This window comes from Sphingomonas sp. DBB INV C78, from assembly GCF_042693015.1.
Lineage (GTDB): Bacteria > Pseudomonadota > Alphaproteobacteria > Sphingomonadales > Sphingomonadaceae > Sphingomonas_E.
Genome location: NZ_CP170544.1, coordinates 3,992,132 through 4,008,461 on the forward strand (window position 1 = coordinate 3,992,132; position 16,330 = coordinate 4,008,461).

General features: G+C 65.7%; 20 protein-coding genes. 17 read left to right on the forward strand and 3 right to left on the reverse strand.

The features are described from left to right. Positions 1–729, forward strand: coding sequence for a peptide-methionine (S)-S-oxide reductase MsrA (msrA, locus tag ACFB49_RS18910; protein WP_380872869.1), 729 nt, complete (start codon positions 1–3; stop codon positions 727–729). Here msrA and pyk read toward each other — a convergent pair. Next, positions 726–2,186 carry a pyruvate kinase gene (gene pyk / locus ACFB49_RS18915; RefSeq protein WP_380872870.1) on the reverse strand — a complete coding sequence of 487 codons (1,461 nt, stop codon included), beginning with the start codon at positions 2,184–2,186 and terminating at the stop codon, positions 726–728. The genes msrA and pyk overlap by 4 nt on opposite strands. Before the next feature lie 79 nt (positions 2,187–2,265). On the opposite strand from pyk, the gene ACFB49_RS18920 reads away from it, so the two are divergent. The 9 genes from ACFB49_RS18920 (at position 2,266) to ruvA (ending at position 8,417) form a co-directional block, all read left to right on the forward strand. Beyond that, on the forward strand, positions 2,266–2,679 hold the full coding sequence (locus tag ACFB49_RS18920; protein WP_380872871.1) for a DUF1244 domain-containing protein: 414 nt from the start codon (positions 2,266–2,268) through the stop codon (positions 2,677–2,679). Positions 2,680–2,747: 68 nt separating this feature from the next. After that, positions 2,748–4,088 carry an amidohydrolase family protein gene (locus ACFB49_RS18925; protein ID WP_380872872.1) on the forward strand — a complete coding sequence of 447 codons (1,341 nt, stop codon included), beginning with the start codon at positions 2,748–2,750 and terminating at the stop codon, positions 4,086–4,088. 140 nt (positions 4,089–4,228) lie between these two features. Then, complete coding sequence (locus ACFB49_RS18930) at positions 4,229–4,837, forward strand: PEPxxWA-CTERM sorting domain-containing protein (protein ID WP_380872873.1); 609 nt, start codon at positions 4,229–4,231, stop codon at positions 4,835–4,837. 149 nt (positions 4,838–4,986) lie between these two features. Next, positions 4,987–5,229 (forward strand): DUF2312 domain-containing protein, encoded by a 243-nt coding sequence (locus tag ACFB49_RS18935; protein ID WP_380872874.1) that lies wholly within the window; start codon positions 4,987–4,989, stop codon positions 5,227–5,229. A gap of 251 nt (positions 5,230–5,480) precedes the next feature. After that, positions 5,481–5,798 (forward strand): heavy metal-binding domain-containing protein, encoded by a 318-nt coding sequence (locus tag ACFB49_RS18940; RefSeq protein ID WP_380872875.1) that lies wholly within the window; start codon positions 5,481–5,483, stop codon positions 5,796–5,798. Beyond that, positions 5,795–6,538: a hypothetical protein gene (locus ACFB49_RS18945; protein ID WP_380872876.1), complete on the forward strand. Its 744-nt coding sequence runs from the start codon at positions 5,795–5,797 to the stop codon at positions 6,536–6,538. The genes ACFB49_RS18940 and ACFB49_RS18945 overlap by 4 nt, the downstream gene beginning before the upstream one ends. A 45-nt stretch (positions 6,539–6,583) precedes the next feature. Continuing rightward, complete coding sequence (locus tag ACFB49_RS18950; RefSeq protein WP_380872877.1) at positions 6,584–7,327, forward strand: YebC/PmpR family DNA-binding transcriptional regulator; 744 nt, start codon at positions 6,584–6,586, stop codon at positions 7,325–7,327. Continuing rightward, on the forward strand, positions 7,324–7,821 hold the full coding sequence (gene ruvC / locus ACFB49_RS18955) for a crossover junction endodeoxyribonuclease RuvC (RefSeq protein WP_380880038.1): 498 nt from the start codon (positions 7,324–7,326) through the stop codon (positions 7,819–7,821). The genes ACFB49_RS18950 and ruvC overlap by 4 nt, the downstream gene beginning before the upstream one ends. Then, entirely contained in the window at positions 7,818–8,417 is a 600-nt protein-coding gene (gene ruvA / locus ACFB49_RS18960) for a Holliday junction branch migration protein RuvA (RefSeq protein WP_380872878.1), read from the forward strand. The genes ruvC and ruvA overlap by 4 nt, the downstream gene beginning before the upstream one ends. Before the next feature lie 162 nt (positions 8,418–8,579). Here the strand turns inward: ruvA and ACFB49_RS18965 are convergent, their stop codons facing one another. Both ACFB49_RS18965 and ACFB49_RS18970 read right to left on the reverse strand, forming a co-directional pair. Continuing rightward, entirely contained in the window at positions 8,580–9,494 is a 915-nt protein-coding gene (locus ACFB49_RS18965) for a 2-hydroxyacid dehydrogenase (RefSeq protein ID WP_380872879.1), read from the reverse strand. A 131-nt stretch (positions 9,495–9,625) separates the two neighbouring features. After that, complete coding sequence (locus tag ACFB49_RS18970) at positions 9,626–10,747, reverse strand: dipeptidase (protein WP_380872880.1); 1,122 nt, start codon at positions 10,745–10,747, stop codon at positions 9,626–9,628. Positions 10,748–10,964: 217 nt separating this feature from the next. Between ACFB49_RS18970 and ruvB the strand changes: the two genes are divergently transcribed. The 7 genes from ruvB (at position 10,965) to tolB (ending at position 16,265) form a co-directional block, all read left to right on the forward strand. After that, on the forward strand, positions 10,965–11,993 hold the full coding sequence (ruvB, locus tag ACFB49_RS18975) for a Holliday junction branch migration DNA helicase RuvB (RefSeq protein WP_380872882.1): 1,029 nt from the start codon (positions 10,965–10,967) through the stop codon (positions 11,991–11,993). Positions 11,994–12,053: 60 nt separating this feature from the next. Then, positions 12,054–12,518: a YbgC/FadM family acyl-CoA thioesterase gene (locus tag ACFB49_RS18980; protein ID WP_380872883.1), complete on the forward strand. Its 465-nt coding sequence runs from the start codon at positions 12,054–12,056 to the stop codon at positions 12,516–12,518. Continuing rightward, positions 12,515–13,201 (forward strand): protein TolQ, encoded by a 687-nt coding sequence (tolQ, locus tag ACFB49_RS18985; RefSeq protein ID WP_380872884.1) that lies wholly within the window; start codon positions 12,515–12,517, stop codon positions 13,199–13,201. Before ACFB49_RS18980 ends, tolQ begins: the two co-directional genes overlap by 4 nt. Continuing rightward, positions 13,201–13,644 carry a protein TolR gene (gene tolR, locus ACFB49_RS18990; protein ID WP_380872885.1) on the forward strand — a complete coding sequence of 148 codons (444 nt, stop codon included), beginning with the start codon at positions 13,201–13,203 and terminating at the stop codon, positions 13,642–13,644. The genes tolQ and tolR overlap by 1 nt, the downstream gene beginning before the upstream one ends. Then, the gene (locus ACFB49_RS18995; protein ID WP_380872886.1) at positions 13,641–14,483 is read left to right on the forward strand and encodes a hypothetical protein; all 843 of its coding nucleotides are present in this window, start codon (positions 13,641–13,643) and stop codon (positions 14,481–14,483) included. The genes tolR and ACFB49_RS18995 overlap by 4 nt, the downstream gene beginning before the upstream one ends. Before the next feature lie 65 nt (positions 14,484–14,548). Further along, a complete protein-coding gene (locus tag ACFB49_RS19000) occupies positions 14,549–14,893 on the forward strand; it encodes a hypothetical protein (RefSeq protein ID WP_380872887.1) in 345 nt (114 codons plus the stop codon). Between the two features lie 37 nt (positions 14,894–14,930). Further along, positions 14,931–16,265, forward strand: coding sequence for a Tol-Pal system beta propeller repeat protein TolB (gene tolB, locus ACFB49_RS19005; RefSeq protein WP_380872888.1), 1,335 nt, complete (start codon positions 14,931–14,933; stop codon positions 16,263–16,265). Positions 16,266–16,330: the final 65 nt, after the last annotated feature.

Genomic DNA, 16,330 nt, shown 5'->3' on the forward strand with positions numbered 1-16,330 from the left:
ATGGCCCGCCCCCGCACCCATATCGCCGCCGCCGCCCTTGCGGCCGTCATCGCCCTGGCGACGCTGACGCCGATCTCCCGCCCCGATGTGGCGGTCGCGGCGGAAAGTGCGGTACGCCTGCCCGCCCCCGCCTTCGACCCGCCATCGGCCGCCAAGTCGGAGACGGCGGTGCTCGCCGGCGGCTGCTTCTGGGGCGTGCAGGGCGTGTTCCAGCGGGTGAAGGGGGTCAGTTCCGCCGTCTCGGGCTATGCCGGCGGCAGCAAGGCGAACGCCCATTATGAAAAGGTCGGATCAAGCACCACCGGCCATGCCGAAGCGGTGCGCATCACCTATGACCCCGCACAGATCAGCTACGGCAAGCTGCTGCAGATCTATTTCTCGGTAGTGCATGACCCGACCACGCTGAACCGCCAAGGCCCCGACGTCGGCACCCAATATCGCTCGGCGATCACGCCCACTACCGACGCGCAGCGGAAGGTCGCCACCGCTTATGTCGCCCAACTCGACAAGGCGAAGGCGTGGCCCCGCCCGATCGTCACCCGGATCGAGCCCAATCGCGGCTTCTTCCCGGCCGAGGCCTATCATCAGGACTATCTGACGCTGCACCCCGACCGGTTCTACATCCGGGTGAATGACCTGCCGAAGATCGCCGCGCTCAAGCAGGCTTTCCCGACCTATTATCGCGCCAAGCCCGTGCTGGTGAACCCGCGGCAGACGGCGTCGCGCTAGCTCTGCCGCTTCAACTCATGCCCGGTCAGGCGCACGACGTGCAGCACGTTGGTCGATCCCGGCGTGCCGAACGGCACGCCGGCCATGACGATGATGCGGTCGCCGGCCTTGGCGATGCCATGGCGCAGCGCCATGCGCTTGGCCTTGCCGACCATTTCCTCGAAGCTGTCGACATCGCGCGTGTGGACCGCATGCGCGCCCCATAGCAGGCCGAGCCGCCGCGCGGTTGCCTGACTGGGAGTGAGAACCAGCACCGGCACGTCGGGACGCTCACGCGAGATTCGCCGCGCCGTCGATCCCGACGTGGTGAAGCAGATGATCGCGGCGGCCGATACGGTGCGCGCGATATTGCCGGCCGCTTCGGCCAGCGCATCGGCCGTGGTCGGGTCCGCCGGCGTCTCCGTGAAGTGGAGGCGCGCCTGATAGCCGGGGTCGCTTTCGACCGAGAGAGCGATCGAATTCATCATCGCCACCGATTCGACCGGCCAGCTCCCCGCCGCCGATTCCGCCGACAGCATCACCGCATCGGCGCCGTCATAGATGGCGGTCGCGACGTCGGACACCTCGGCGCGGGTGGGCGATGGCGACTGGATCATCGATTCGAGCATCTGGGTCGCGACGACCACCGGCCGGCCCATGCGCCGCGCGGTTTCCACGATCCGCTTCTGCGCCGGCGGCACGCGCTCGGGCGGCAGTTCGACACCCAGATCGCCGCGGGCGACCATCACCGCATCGGCCTGCTCCAATATCTCGTCGAGCCGTTCGAGTGCGGCCGGCTTCTCGATCTTGGCGAGCAAAGCCGCCTTGCCGCCGATCAGCCGCCGCGCCTCGGCCACATCCTCCGGCCGCTGGACGAAGCTGAGCGCGATCCAGTCGGCGCCCTGGGAAAGCGCGAAGGCGAGATCCTTGCGGTCCTTCTCGGTCAGCGCCGCCATCGGCACGACGACATCGGGCACGTTCAGGCCCTTGCGGTTGGAAAGCTTGCCGCCGACCTCGACTACGGTTTCAGCCCGATAGTCTGCAACATCGGTAACCCGTAGCACCAGCTTGCCATCGTCCAGTAGCAGCCGTGCACCGGGCCGCAGCGCCTCGAAAATCTCCTTGTGGGGAAGCTGCACGCGGGTCTCGTCGCCAGGCGCCGCATCACGATCGAGGATGAAGGTGGCGCCGTTGCGCAACTGCACCGATCCTTCGGCGAAGGTGCCGACGCGCAGCTTCGGCCCCTGCAGATCGAACAGGATCGTCGTCGGCCGGTCGAGTTCCTTCTCGAGCGCGCGGATCGCCGCGACCAGTGCCGCCTTGTCCTCATGTCCGCCGTGGCTCATGTTGATGCGGAAGGCATCGGCGCCGGCCATATAGAGGCTGCGGATCATCTCCGGCGTTTCGCTGGCAGGACCGAGGGTTGCGAGCACGCGGACCTTGCGCTCGCGGGCGTGGGCGGCGAACTTGGTGGTCATGGGGAGCGACCCTCTCCTTTCAGGATTCAGCCGGCTGGTTAGAGCCTATTTGCGACAGATCAAGTTTGGAGTTTGTGCCATGAAGCCCACTGAAACGGTCACGCGCCCCGAAGATGTTATAGACGATGCAACCGCCGCGGCCGCTTTCCGCCGTCTGTTGCGTCATCTACGCCATCGCACCGACGCGCAGAACATCGATCTGATGGGCCTTGCCGGTTTCTGCCGCAACTGCCTGGCCGAGTGGGTGGAAGAGGAGTCGAACGGCAAGTTCGATCAGGAAACCGCCCGTTTCCTCGTTTATGGCATGCCTTATGTCGAATGGAAGGATCGTCACGGCGGCAAGGCCACGCCCGAACAGCTCGCGCGGATGGAAGAAAGTCTGACCCTCAACAAGACCGCCGAGCAGGAGGCGTTGGACGCCGAGCTGGACGAAGCGCTCGACGATAGCTTTCCTGCCAGCGATCCGCCGTCGCTGACCGATCCGTCGCGCTGACCTAAACCGCTTCAACCTTGAAGGATCGCTCGCTAGGGTGATGGTTCCAAGGGAGGAACCATCACATCATGCGTAAGAAGATGCTGGCGCTGTGCGCCGCCGTGCTGCTGGCTGGAACCGCAGGCGCGCAAGCCCAGACCGCCGCGACCGCGAGCCGCGTCACCTATGTCCAGGCCGGCGCGCTGCTGGACCGGCCGGGCAGCCGCCCGCGCGGACCTTCGACGATCATCATCCGCGACGGCAAGATCGCCGAAGTGCGCGACGGCCTGGTCTCGCCCGAAGCCGGCGCCACGCTGGTCGATCTCAAGGATCGCTTCGTGCTCCCCGGTCTGATCGACATGCACGTCCACCTCTACCATGAAGGCGATCCGCTCAAGACGCGCCTCGAAAGCTCGAGCCGTGATTATGAGGATGAGGTGATCATCGCCGCACGCCATGCGCGGATCACGCTCGAATCGGGCTTCACCACCGTCCGCGATCTCGGCGGCGAGGCCCGCGGCATCGCCTCGCTGCGCGACGCGATCAACGCCGGCGATCTGCCGGGGCCGACGATCGTTCCGGCCGGCGAGATGATCTCGGTTTCGGGCGGCCATGGCGATGCCAACGGCCTCAACCGCGACTTTTACGAAGCGGCCCATCAGCATCAGACCAATGTCTGCGACGGCGCCGACGATTGCCGCCGCGCGGTCCGCGCCCAGATCCGCAACGGCGCCGAAGTCATCAAGTTCGCCGCGACCGGCGGCGTCCTCTCCAACGTCTCGGGTGGCCTCGGCCGCCAGATGACGCCGGACGAGATGAAGGCGATCGTCGAGACCGCGCACAGCTTCGGCCGCAAGGCGACCGCGCATGCGCACGCCAAGGAAGGGATCGAAAGCGCGCTCGATGCCGGCGTCGATTCGATCGAGCATGGCAGCTTCGCGGACGATCAGACGATGAAGCTGTTCAAGGCCAAGGGCGCCTATCTGGTGCCGACGATGATCGCGCCCGTCACGGCGCTCCGCAATGCGCGGGCGGGCGCGCTGCCACAGGCGACGATAGCCAAGGCCGAAGCCGCCGGCGCGGCCGCCGCCAAGGCGCATGCGCTCGCCGTTCGCTCCGGCGTGAAGATCGCCTTCGGCACCGATACCGGCGTTTCGAAGCACGGCACCAATGCGCAGGAATTCAGCCTGATGCTGCAGGCGGGGATGACCGCCGATCAGGCGATCCGCGCCGCCACGCTCGACGCTGCCGATCTCCTCGGCCGCGCCGACCGTCTCGGCTCGATCGAAGTGGGCAAGGATGCCGACATCATCGCCGTCGCGGGCAGTCCATTGGAGGATGTTCGTCGGCTCGAAACCGTCGATTTCGTGATGCGCCACGGCGTCGTCCACAAGCAGGCCGGCAAGCGCCAGCCCTTCCCCGCAGACTGATCTGGATCAATGAGACGCGCTCCCCAACTGTCGATGATGCTTACAAAGTTTATGGTTAACAAGGCACTAAGCAAGCAATGCGGTCATTGGCCCGCTTCTTGCTGAACGGAAAAAGCAAAGTTCACAGTTGGGGAATTAGCGTGAAAAATACGTTCTTTAAGTTCGCTGCTGCCGCTGCTCTTGGGGTTGCCGCCGTCGCTCCGGCGCAGGCTGCCACCACCTTCTCGATCGATACCGACGCGGCCGACACTTATGTGAAGGTCACCGACTTCGACCAGTTCGGCTTCACGAACTTCTCGGCGAGCCTCGCCAGCCTTCCGGGGGCCTTCACGCTTAATGAAGGTGAGAGCTTCACCTTCGACTTCGCCACACTCAACATCGGTGGCTTCCTGGGCGCCGGCACTGCCTCGCTGGAGGCCAAGCTGTCCTTCCTGACGCCGGGCGGGTCCGGTACCAGCGAGGGCGACGGCTTCTACGTCAAGGGTTGGGTCGTCTCCGGTGGCGGCCTGAGCTGGGAAGACATCGCCCCGATCACCATCGGCAATGCGACCTATCAGATCGATTTCAGCGATCTCGCCGGCCTTACCATCGCCAATCCGAAGGTGAAGGCCACCGTCACGCTGATCAGCGAAGGCGTGGGCGGTGCGGTTCCCGAACCGGCCACCTGGGCGATGCTGATCGCCGGCTTCGGCATGGTCGGCGGTGCGATGCGCATGCGCGCGCCGCGTGGCAAGGCGATCGCCGCCTAAGTCTCTACATTTCCCGTGAGACGGAAAAATTGCCGTCGGCCCTGTGGCCGGCGGCGTTTTTCTTTTGATGAGGGTGAGCAGGCCAATTCCATCGCTCGGCGATTCCTTCTAGAGCCTCCGCTTCCATCGAATCGGGAGTGAAGGACCGGATGAGCGAACCCAATGTCGCAGCCGATCAGCTGAGGCTGTTCATCGAGCGCATCGAGCGGCTGGAAGAAGAGAAGAAGGGCATTTCGGACGACATTAAGGACGTCTATCTGGAAGCCAAGAGCCAGGGTTACGACCCGAAGACGATGCGCACCATCGTCCGGCTCAGGAAGATGGAAAAGCATGCCCGCGACGAAGCCGAGGCGCTGCTTGAAACCTACAAGGCGGCACTCGGCCTCGGCTAGCGCGTGCCGGCGCGCCGTGACGGGGTGATGATGCTCCACGGCGTCGCCTTCATCCCATGCCCGGCGCTGCCTGAGGGTGGCGCGGGCCAATGGGATGGATAGTCCCATCCGTCGCCAGTGCCCGACGGCATTGGCGATCGCGCGATCTATCCGCTGGCGAAGATACGCCTCTTCGACGATGACGGCTTGATGCTGTCCGAATCGGCCATGCCGATGCCGGGCGGGGAGCAATCCAGGTTCGGAGAGCAAGGATGATCGTCACCACCACCACCCTGATCGAGGGCCGGCCAGTCCGCGAATATCTCGGCGTCGTCACCGGCGAGGTGATCGTCGGCGCCAACCTCTTCAAGGATCTGTTCGCCTCGGTCCGCGACATCGTCGGCGGCCGTTCGGGCGCCTACGAAGGCGCGCTGCGCGACGCCCGCACCACCGCGTTCGAGGAACTGACCTCCGAAGCGCGCGATCTCGGCGCCGACGCGGTGATCGGCGTCGACATCGACTATGAAGTGCTCGGCCAGAACGGATCGATGCTGATGGTTTCAGTGAGCGGCACGGCGGTGAAGCTTTGAGCCCTGCGATCGAACCCAGCGTCGCCGGCATCCGCCGGGCCGTGATGGACCATCTGAAGCCGCCCTTCATGCCGGCCGAGCTGTGGCTGATCGTCTTGTTCGTCACTACCGCGACCAACCTCATCGATTTCGCGGTAAAGCCTGATCCGGGCATGGCGGAAACCCCGTTGTTCGTCGCCGCCATGGTGGTCCGGGTCATTGCCGTGTTCTGGATCAACTTCGCAATCATCCGGCGGATGGCAGGGATAACGAATCCCTTCGCCCCCGGTCTGCCGCTGCTGCGCTTCGGCGCGCTCACCTTCCTGCTGGCGGCAGGCTCCGGCATCTTCGCCGTCGTCGCCAATGTCGCCGCCGGCGCCGAAGCAGAGATCGCCGATCGCTGGATGGCGCGCATCCTTTCCCTGATGATCTGGACCGCCTTCACCATCGGCCTGTTCGCCTGGCAGGCGGCGCTCGCCATCGATGATCCCGAGTTCAAGCTGCAGGGCATGCACCAACGCCAGCGCGGCAAACTGACGCCGCTCTGGCTCGCCTTCGCGGCGATCATCCTGCCCTTCGCGGCGATTCACGTCGCCTTGACGATGATCGGCGTGAAGCTCGCGCTGTCGCCCGCCGCGCTCGCGGCCCTGGCGCTGGTCGACGGCGCGGCGTCGACCGTCCAGCTCGTCGCCACCTGCGCGCTCGCCGTTGTCGCATGGAAACTCGCGTCGCCGTTGCGCGAAGGGCCTGCACCCCGCTAAGGGAACCGCCACCTTTCCAGAATTCAGCACAGGACCGCGACGGCAATGGCCGGCCATTCCAAATTCAAGAACATCATGCACCGCAAGGGTGCGCAGGATAAGAAGCGCTCGGCGCTCTTTTCCAAGCTCAGCCGCGAAATCACCGTGGCCGCCAAGATGGGTCTTCCCGATCCGGCGATGAACGCGCGGCTCCGCGCCGCCGTGCTCACCGCGCGGGCGGGCGGTATGCCCAAGGACAATATCGAGCGCGCGATCAACAAGGCCGCGGGCAGCGATGGCGAGAATTATGAGGAAATCCGTTACGAGGGCTTCGGCCCCGGCGGCGTCTCCCTCATCATCGAAACGCTGACCGACAATCGCAACCGCACCGCCACTAACGTCCGCACCGCCGTTTCGAAGAATGGCGGCAATCTGGGCGCCGGCGGATCGGTGAGCCACGGCTTCGATCGCATGGGCCTGATCAACTATGGTGCTTCGGCAGGCGACGCCGACAAGGTGTTCGAAGCCGCACTCGAAGCCGGCGCCGAGGACGTGTCCTCCAGCGAGGACGGCCACGAGATCTGGACCGCGACCGAAAATCTGCACGAAGTCGCCAAGGCGCTGGAAGGCGTGCTGGGCGATGCCGAAGGCGTGAAGCTCGCCTGGCGCCCGCAGACCCAGGTCTCGGTGAACGAGGCGGACGCGGCGACGCTGCTCAAGCTGATCGACGCGCTCGACGACGATGACGACGTCCAGACCGTCTGGGGCAATTACGACATCTCCGACGAGGTGATGGAGAAGCTCGGCTGATCCTCATCGGCTTCGATCCTGGCCTTGGCACCACCGGTTGGGGGGTGATCGCCGCTGACGGCAATCGCCTCTCCCACATTGCCAATGGCCAGGTGAAGACCGAGACGCACGCGCCGCTCGCCGAACGCCTGGTGGCGCTGCACGACCAGTTGACCGACGTGCTCCTCACCCACCGCCCCGATGGCGCCGCGGTGGAGGAGGTGTTCGTCAACGCCAACCCGCAATCGACGCTGAAGCTCGGCCAGGCGCGCGGCGTCGTGCTGCTGACGGTCGCGCGACAGGGAATCCAGGTCGGCGAATATGCCGCCCGCCTGATCAAGAAGGCGGTGGTCGGCACCGGCGCCGCGGAAAAGGGGCAGGTCCACGCCATGGTCTCGCGCCTCCTTCCCGGCGTGAAGATCAGCGGGCCGGACGCGGCCGACGCGCTCGCCGTCGCCATCACCCATGCCCATCATCTGGCGAGCGCCAGGGCCATGAAGAGGATCATCGCATGATCGCACGGTTGACCGGCACGCTTGTCGAGACGGCGGCCGATCATGCGGTGATCGATGTCGGCGGCGTCGGCTATCTCGTGCAGGCCTCAGCCCGCACCCTTTCCGCGATCGGCGGCACGGGCGGGCAGGTGACGCTGTTCACCGAGATGCAGGTGCGCGAGGATGCGATTACCCTCTACGCCTTTGGCTCGGGCGCGGAGCGAGACTGGTTCCGTCTGCTGACCAGCGTTCAGGGCGTCGGCGGCCGCGTCGCGCTCGCGATCCTCTCGGTGCTCGCACCCGACGAGATCGGCCGCGCGATCGCCGGCGGCGACAAGGCGATGATCGCCCGCGCCAACGGCGTCGGCCCCAAGCTCGCTTTGCGCATCGCCAATGAATTGAAGGACAAGACCGGCGGCATCGCCCTTGGTCCGGGCGGTTCCGCGCCTGTCGCCACCGCGGGCAGCTCCGCAGCCGACGCGCTCTCAGCGCTTGCCAATCTCGGCTTCCGCCCCGCTGAAGCCAGCGCCGCGGTGGCCGCGGCGGAGGAGGAACTGGGACCGGGCGCGACGTTGGACGCCTTGGTACGGTTGGCGCTCAGAAAGGCGGCGCGATGACTTCCTTCCCCCTCTCCTGCATGCGGGAGAGGGTAGGGTGAGGGTCTTGCCGTTCCGCAGGAACGGCGCGGGCCTTTGGCCCGCTTGCCCTCATCCAAGTCCGCCTAGGCGCTTGCCGCGCCAAGGCTACCTATCCTTCTCCCGCTTGCGGGAGAAGGAACTTCACCCCACCGGCGTCAGCAACGGCTTCCCTGCCAGGAACGCCCCGACATTCGCCACCACCAGATCGGCCATCGCCCGCCGCGTCTCCACCGTCGCGCTTCCCTGATGGGGCAGCAACACGACATTCTCCATCGCCAACAGCGCTTCCGGCACATGCGGCTCATGGGCGAAGACGTCGAGGCCCGCTGCACCCAGTCGGCCCTCAGACAGTGCCGCGACCAGCACCTCTTCATCGACCACCGATCCGCGCGAAATATTGATCAGCGTGCCCTTGGGTCCCAGCGCGTCGATCACGGCGGCATCCACCAGCCGGGCCGTCTCCGCCCCACCCGAGGTCGCGACCACCAATATATCGACCGATGCCGCCAGCGCCCGTGCGCTCGGTGCATAGCGATAGGGCACGCCCGCCACAGGCGTTCGCGAATGATAGGCGATCTCGCCGGCAAAGGGCTCGCACCGCCGGCTGATGGCACTGCCGATCCGGCCCAAGCCAAGAATGCCGATGCGCTGCCCGGTCAGCTTGCGCGTCAGCGGCGGCGCGCCTTCCGCCACCCAGCGGCCATCGCGGACATAGCGGTCATAAAGCGGCACGCGGCGATAGATCGCGTACATCAACGCGATCGCCGTATCGGCGGTGTCGTCGGTCAGCACATCGGGCGTGTTGGTGACGGCCACGCCGCGCTTGTGGGCATAGGCGACGTCTACCTTGTCATAGCCGACCGCACAGACCGCGATCAGCTTCAGGTCCGGCAGCTTGTCGATTGTGGCCGCGTCGATGCCCTCGCCTCCACCCGTCACGACCACTTCGATGCCGGGGCCGGGCTCCCGACCAAGTTCGAAATGATCCTCGAGATTGTCGAGCAGCCAATGGGCGGTGTCGCGGACGAGGCAGAGGATGCGGGGCTTGTTCGGCAAGGGTCAGCTTTCGTCGATATCAGATCTTCGTCACCCTGAACTTGTTTCAGGGTCCACCGATCCACAAGCGCAGACAGCGCGAATGGCGGAGTGGATGCTGAAACACGTTCAGGGTGACGAGTGGTTGTTGGTCAGGCTCCCCACACCTCGCCATAAAGCCGCAGCAGATTGCCGCCCATTATCTTCTCGATCCGCGCCGCCGGCCAGCCGGCGCGGGCCAGCCCATCGGCCAGCGTGCGGAAGCGCATATGCGTGTCGAAATCCCGGACGATATTGAAGATGTCCGGGCCTTCGCCCGGCGCCGCGATCCCCTTGGCGGCGCGTTCGTCATAGAATTTCTTCTGCGCCGCGCGGCTATCGTCGTTGATCACGGTCGCAGACAGCATCCCGTCGGTGCCGATCGCGACATGGTCCTCGCCGCAGACATTCACGGCATGGGTCATGTGGCGGATCAGGTCGTCGCCGCTGGGTTTGCCCGAAGGCACCAGGAACGGCATCCAGTAGATGCCGACGACGCCACCCTTGTCGGCCAGCGCCTTCAGCTCGACATCCCACACGTTGCGGGGATTGTCGTGGAGTGAGCGGCAGCCGGTATGGCTGATCGTCAGCGGGCGCTTGGCCGCCGCGATCCCCTCGGCGATCGTCCGCTGGCCGCCGTGCGACAGATCGAGCAGCAATTTCTCCTTCTCGATCCGTTCGATCGTCGCGCGGCCCAGCTTCGACAGGCCGCCATTGGCCGGCTCCAGCGATCCGTCCCCCGAAAGATTGCGGAGATTGTAAGTGAGCTGGATGACGCGGACGCCCAGCCCCTTGAACAAGGCCACGCGATCCAGCGTGGTCCCGATCACCGCCGAATCCTGCAGGCCATAGATGATCGCGATCCGCCCCGTTGCCTTGGCAGCGCGAATGTCGGCGACGGTCAGCGCGTGCGAAATCATGTCGGCATTGTCAGCGATCATCTGGTCGCCGCCGGCGATCTCCTGCACGGCCTGCTCCAGCGTCGCCTCATTGCCGGGATTGGCGACCGTCATGTGGACCGCGGTCAGCCCGGACGCCCGCATCTCGGCAACGCCGCGCGCGGTGAAGCGGGTCATACCCGGCTTGAAGTCAGGATCGCTGATCGCGCCCAGGCCGTCGATCACGAAAGCGCTGCGATAGCTCTTTCCATCGAAGCCCGCCGGTGCGGCGCCCGCTCGCGATGCCAGGGTGAGCACAGCGGCGCCCGCAAGCATGTCGCGTCGACTGATCTCCATTCGCTTGCTCCCCCTCTTGCGCCTGCCGCCTCTGGTAATGTTGGAATTGAAATGGCAGCCTGCCGGCGGTGAACCGTCCACGCGCCTCTTCCCTCGCCCTTTCACGGCCGGCCTTTTGTGGCCCCTCAACGAAGCGAATGGCAATCCTCAACTTCCTCAACTTCGCGCTGGCGTATCGCCCTCGACAAGCCGATGCGGCGCCCGCTACGACAGGCGCGTGACCGATACCGACCGCATCCTCACCGCCGCCCGCCGATCCGAGGACGTGGACGCGGCTCTGCGCCCGAAATCGCTCGACGAATTTGTCGGGCAGAAGGCCGCGCGGGAAAATCTGCGCGTGTTCATCGAAGCGGCTCGAACCCGTGGCGAGGCGCTGGATCATGTCCTGTTCTTCGGCCCACCCGGCCTTGGCAAGACGACGCTCGCGCAGATCATCGCCAAGGAAATGGGGTCGGGTTTCCGCGCCACATCCGGCCCGGTCATCGTCAAGGCCGGTGATCTCGCGGCCTTGCTCACCAATCTGGAGGATGGCGACGTCCTCTTCATCGACGAGATCCACCGGCTCAATCCGGCGGTGGAGGAAGTGCTCTATCCCGCGATGGAGGATCGCGCGCTCGATCTGATGATCGGCGAAGGGCCGTCCGCCCGCTCGGTCCGCATCGATCTGCCGCGCTTCACCCTGGTCGGCGCGACGACGCGGCAGGGCCTGATCACCACCCCGCTCCGCGATCGCTTCGGCATCCCCGTCCGCCTGCAATTCTATACCGTCGATGAGCTTGAACGGGTGGTGACGCGCGCGGCCGGGCTGCTCGGCCTCGCCATCGCGCCGGATGGCGCCGTCGAAATCGCCCGCCGCGCCCGCGGCACACCGCGCATCGCCGGCCGCCTGCTCCGCCGCGTGCGCGATTTCGCCGATGTCGCCGGCGCCGCCATCGTCGATCGCAAGACGGCCGATGCCGCGCTCAACCGGCTGGAGGTCGATCATCTCGGCCTCGACGCGATGGACCGGCGTTACCTCCACATGATCGCCGACATCTATCGCGGCGGCCCCGTGGGGGTGGAGACGCTGGCCGCAGGCTTGAGCGAACCACGCGACACGATCGAGGAAGTGATCGAGCCCTATCTGATCCAGTTGGGCCTCGTCGCCCGTACCGCGCGCGGCCGCTGCCTCAACGCGCTTGGCTGGAAACATCTCGGTCTCAATCCGCCGCCAGGCGCGGAAGCGGGCCTGTTCGACGGGAAATAGACGACGACACGGCCAAGTTGGGGGTTCCTGTCGCGAATCCGAACGGCTAGACCCCGGCCGATGGTTAAGGACGCACAGGACCGGCCATTCGAAGGGCGCTTCGTCGGCAACGAGCATCGCTTCGCGGTGCGCGTCTATTTCGAGGACACCGATCTTACCGGCGTGGTCTATCACGCCAATTATCTGCGGTTCATGGAGCGCGCGCGGAGCGACATGCTCCGCGTCGCCGGCATCAACCAGCGCGACGCGCAGGAGGGCGGCGAAGGCTATTATGCCGTCGCCGATCTCGCGATCCGCTACCGCCGACCGGCGAAACTGGAAGATGATTTGCTGGTCGTGTCGCATGTGAAGGAAATTCGGGCGGCTTCGTGCGTCATTCATCAGAGAGTCATGCGGGGTGGGGAGGTAGTGGCCGAAGCGGACGTCACCGCGGCCTTCCTCTCCCCCGACGGTCGGCCACGGCGGCAGCCGCGTGGCTGGATCGAAATATTCGAGCGGCTGAAAGGGAATCCTGACCAATCATGACCATTGCCCCCACGGAATCGCTGCTGTCCCCGGTCACCTTGTTCATGCAGGCCGATTTCGTCGTGAAGGCGGTGATGATCGGGCTGGTGCTGGCAAGCATCTGGACGTGGACGATCATCCTTGCCCATGGCCTGCGGCTGAAGAAGATCAGCAAGGCCAATGAAGCGTTCGAGCGCGACTTCTGGAAGGCCGAGGATATCGACCGCTTCTATGACGGCCCCGGCCGCGCCGATTTGCCGAGCGCGAAGGTGTTTTCCGCCGGCGTCGCCGAATGGCGCCGCTCGACCAAGGGCAAGGCGATCGACCGCGAAGGAACCCGCGCCCGTCTCGCGACAACGATGGGCGCCGCGGTCGCGGCCGAGGTCGACAAATTGTCCGACCGGCTCAACATCCTCGCCACCATCGGCTCGGTCGCGCCCTTCGTCGGCCTGTTCGGCACGGTGTGGGGCATTATGAAGAGCTTCACCGACATCGCCGCGCAGCAGAACACCTCGCTCGGCGTCGTCGCGCCCGGTATTGCCGAGGCCCTGTTCGCAACCGCGCTCGGCCTGTTCGCGGCAATCCCTGCGGTTATTGCCTATAACCGGCTGACGCATGTGCTGAACCGCGTCGAGGCCCGTCTTCACCGCTTCGCCGACGGATTCCATGCGACGCTCAGCCGCGAGCTTGAGGTGGAAGGCTGATGGCAATGGGCCCCGTTCAGGGCCGCGGCCACAATGGCCGGCGGACCCCGATGGCGGAGATCAACGTCACGCCGCTGGTCGATGTGATGCTGGTGCTCTTGATCATCTTCATGATCACGGCGCCGTTGCTTGTGGCAGGCGTGCCGGTCAACCTTCCGGACAGCCGCGCCGGCGCGCTCGACCAGAAGGACGAGCCCATCCAGATCTCAATCGACGAGACCGGCAAGGTCTTCCTCGACGATCAGGAAGTGGCCGAAGCGACGCTCGCCGACCAGCTGGGCAGGATCGCGGCGACGCGCGGCAAGGGCAAGGATAGCCCGCAGATCTTCCTGCGCGCCGACCGCGGGCTCGATTATGGCCGGGTGATGCGCGTCATGGGCGAGCTCAACCGCGCCGGCCTCAACCGGGTGGCACTCGTGACCGCGGGTGAAGAGAAGTCGTGATCGATCGTGCGGAGAAGGCTGGCTTCGGCATCGCGCTGACGGGGCATATTGCCCTGTTCGCATTGCTGTCGCTCGGCCTTGTTTCCACCGCAAAGCTGCCCCCGCTCGTCAACGAGCCGATGGATGTGATCCTGACCGACGAGGTCGGCATGCGATCGGCCGTGCCCAACCCGGCGACCGAGGCCCCGGCCCCATCCGAAGCACCCGAACTCGCCCCGCCCGAGGAACCTGCGCCGTCCGAACCGGAACCGGTTCCCGCGCCCGAACCGGTCGCAAAGCCCAAGGCATCCGACGTGCCACAGGTGCCCAAGCCGGCAGAAAAGCCGAAGCCCGCCGAAAAACCCCAGCCCACTCCCAAGAAGGAGGAGCAGGACATGGGCGATCGCCGCCGGCCGGACCGCGACGCCAAGGGCAGTGCGCAGAAGGCCGGCGGATCGCGGCTGGGCTCCAATTTCCTGAAGGGCATATCGGACGACCCGAAGGGTAAGGCGCAGACGCCACGAGCCGCGGTCAGTGGTGCTGCGATGCAGGGTCTGGCCGCGGCGATCACGCGCCAGTTCAAGCCATGCTACGAACTCGGATCGCTGCAGGGCACCTCGGCGATGAGCATCGTCACCACATTGCGCCTGCGCTACAAGCCCGACGGCACGGTCGCCGTCGCGCCCGAAGTCGTCGAGCAGACGGGTGTCACCGACGGCAACCGCTCCTATTCGCGGCAGGTGAGCGACATTGCCCGCCGCGCCGTGTTGCGCTGCACGCCGGTAAAGCTCCCGGCCGAGCTTTACGATGGTGGCTGGGACGATTTTCAACTCCGCTTCACGCCGAGCCAGTTGGGATGAAATGGGTATCGCCGCTTCTTCCCCTCCTTGCGCTTTTCATTGGGGGATGCGCCGGTCAACGCCCGGTGTCCGTGGCGCCCGGGCCGGATCGCGCGGCTGTCGCGCGCGCCACGCAAATCGCGGCCCATCAGGTCAAGCGCTGCTACCGTCACCCCAAGGTGATCCGATCGGCGCGAGCGATCACAACTACATTGCGCGTGCGCTATGCCGCGGATGGAACATTGATCGGCCTGCCGGAAGTCGCGCGGCAATCGGGTGTCACGCCGGAGAATGCAGCGCAGGCCGGTCGCATGGCCGAAGCGGCCAGCCTCGCGGTGCTGCGCTGCCAGCCGATCAACCTGCCGGCCGAACTGCACCAGAACGGGTGGGACGAATTCGAACTGACCTTCAGCCCCGGCGGCGCTGCATGACGCCCGGGGCCATTCACACGATAGACGGGAGAAGAGGATGAAGCTGATCCGCACCCTGCTGCTGGCGGCAGTCGCAACCGGGATCGGGGCGTCCCCGCTCCCCGCTCTTGCGCAGTCGATCACCGTCGACATCACCGGCGGCATCTCGTCGCCGATGCCGATCGCCATACCTTCCATGCCGACGCCGGCGATCACACCCACCGCCGCGGGCGACACGTCCGCCCTTGGCCGGCAGGTGGCAGAGGTGGTCACCAACGATCTGCGCAACAGCGGCCTCTTCCAGCCGATCGGGCCGAGCGCGCTCGGACAGGTGAGCTTCCCGCAGGTCACTGCCCCCGATTTCCCGCATTGGGTGGGCACCGGCGCGCAGGCGCTGGTTCAGGGCTTCGTTCAGGCCAATGGCGACGGCACGATCACGGTCGGCTGCTATCTCTACGATGTGTTCGCCGGCACGGAGATGACGCGGCAGGGCTTCGTCGTGACACCGGCCAACTGGCGCCGCGCAGCGCACAAGTGCGCCGACACCGTCTATACCCGGCTGACCGGAGAAGGCCCCTATTTCGACAGCCGTGTGGTCTATGTTTCCGAAACCGGGCCCAAGACCAAGCGGATCAAGCGGCTGGCCATCATGGATCAGGATGGCGCCAACCACCGCTTCCTGACTAACGGCCAGGCAATCGTGCTGACGCCGCGCTTTGCGCCGAACCAGCAGACGATCGTCTACATGTCCTTCGTCAACGATCAGCCGCGCGTCTACGTCTACGATGTCGGCTCGGGCCGACAGCGGCTGGTGGTCAACCAGCCGAACATGACCTTCTCGCCGCGTTTCTCTCCCGATGGTCGCTTCATCGTCTTCTCGATGGCGGTGAACGGCAATACCGACATCTATCGCGTGCCCACCAGCGGCGGCGCGGCAACCCGCCTCACCACATCGCCGGGGATCGACACCGCGCCCAGTTACTCGCCCGACGGCGGCCGCATCGTCTTCGAAAGCGATCGTTCGGGCACGCAGCAGATCTATGTGATGAGCGCGGACGGCTCCGGCCAGAACCGCATCAGCTTCGGATCGGGCCGCTATGCGACGCCGGTTTGGAGCCCCAAGGGCGATTTGATCGCCTTCACCAAGATCGGCGGCGGCTTCCGCATCGGCATCATGGGTGTCGACGGATCGAACGAGAAGATCCTGACCAACGCCTGGCAGGATGAAGGGCCAAGCTGGTCCCCCAATGGGCGCGTGCTCATGTTCTTCCGCACGGCCCAGGGCTCGGGCAAGGCCGATCTCTGGTCGGTGGATCTGACCGGCGTCAACGAAAAGCGCGTCCCGACGCCGCTTGATGGATCCGATCCGGCCTGGGGACCGTTACTCCCGTGAAACGGGGTTGCGCCCCGTTCATATTCCGTTCATCGTCAAAAAAGAACATTTCGTCGCAGTTATCA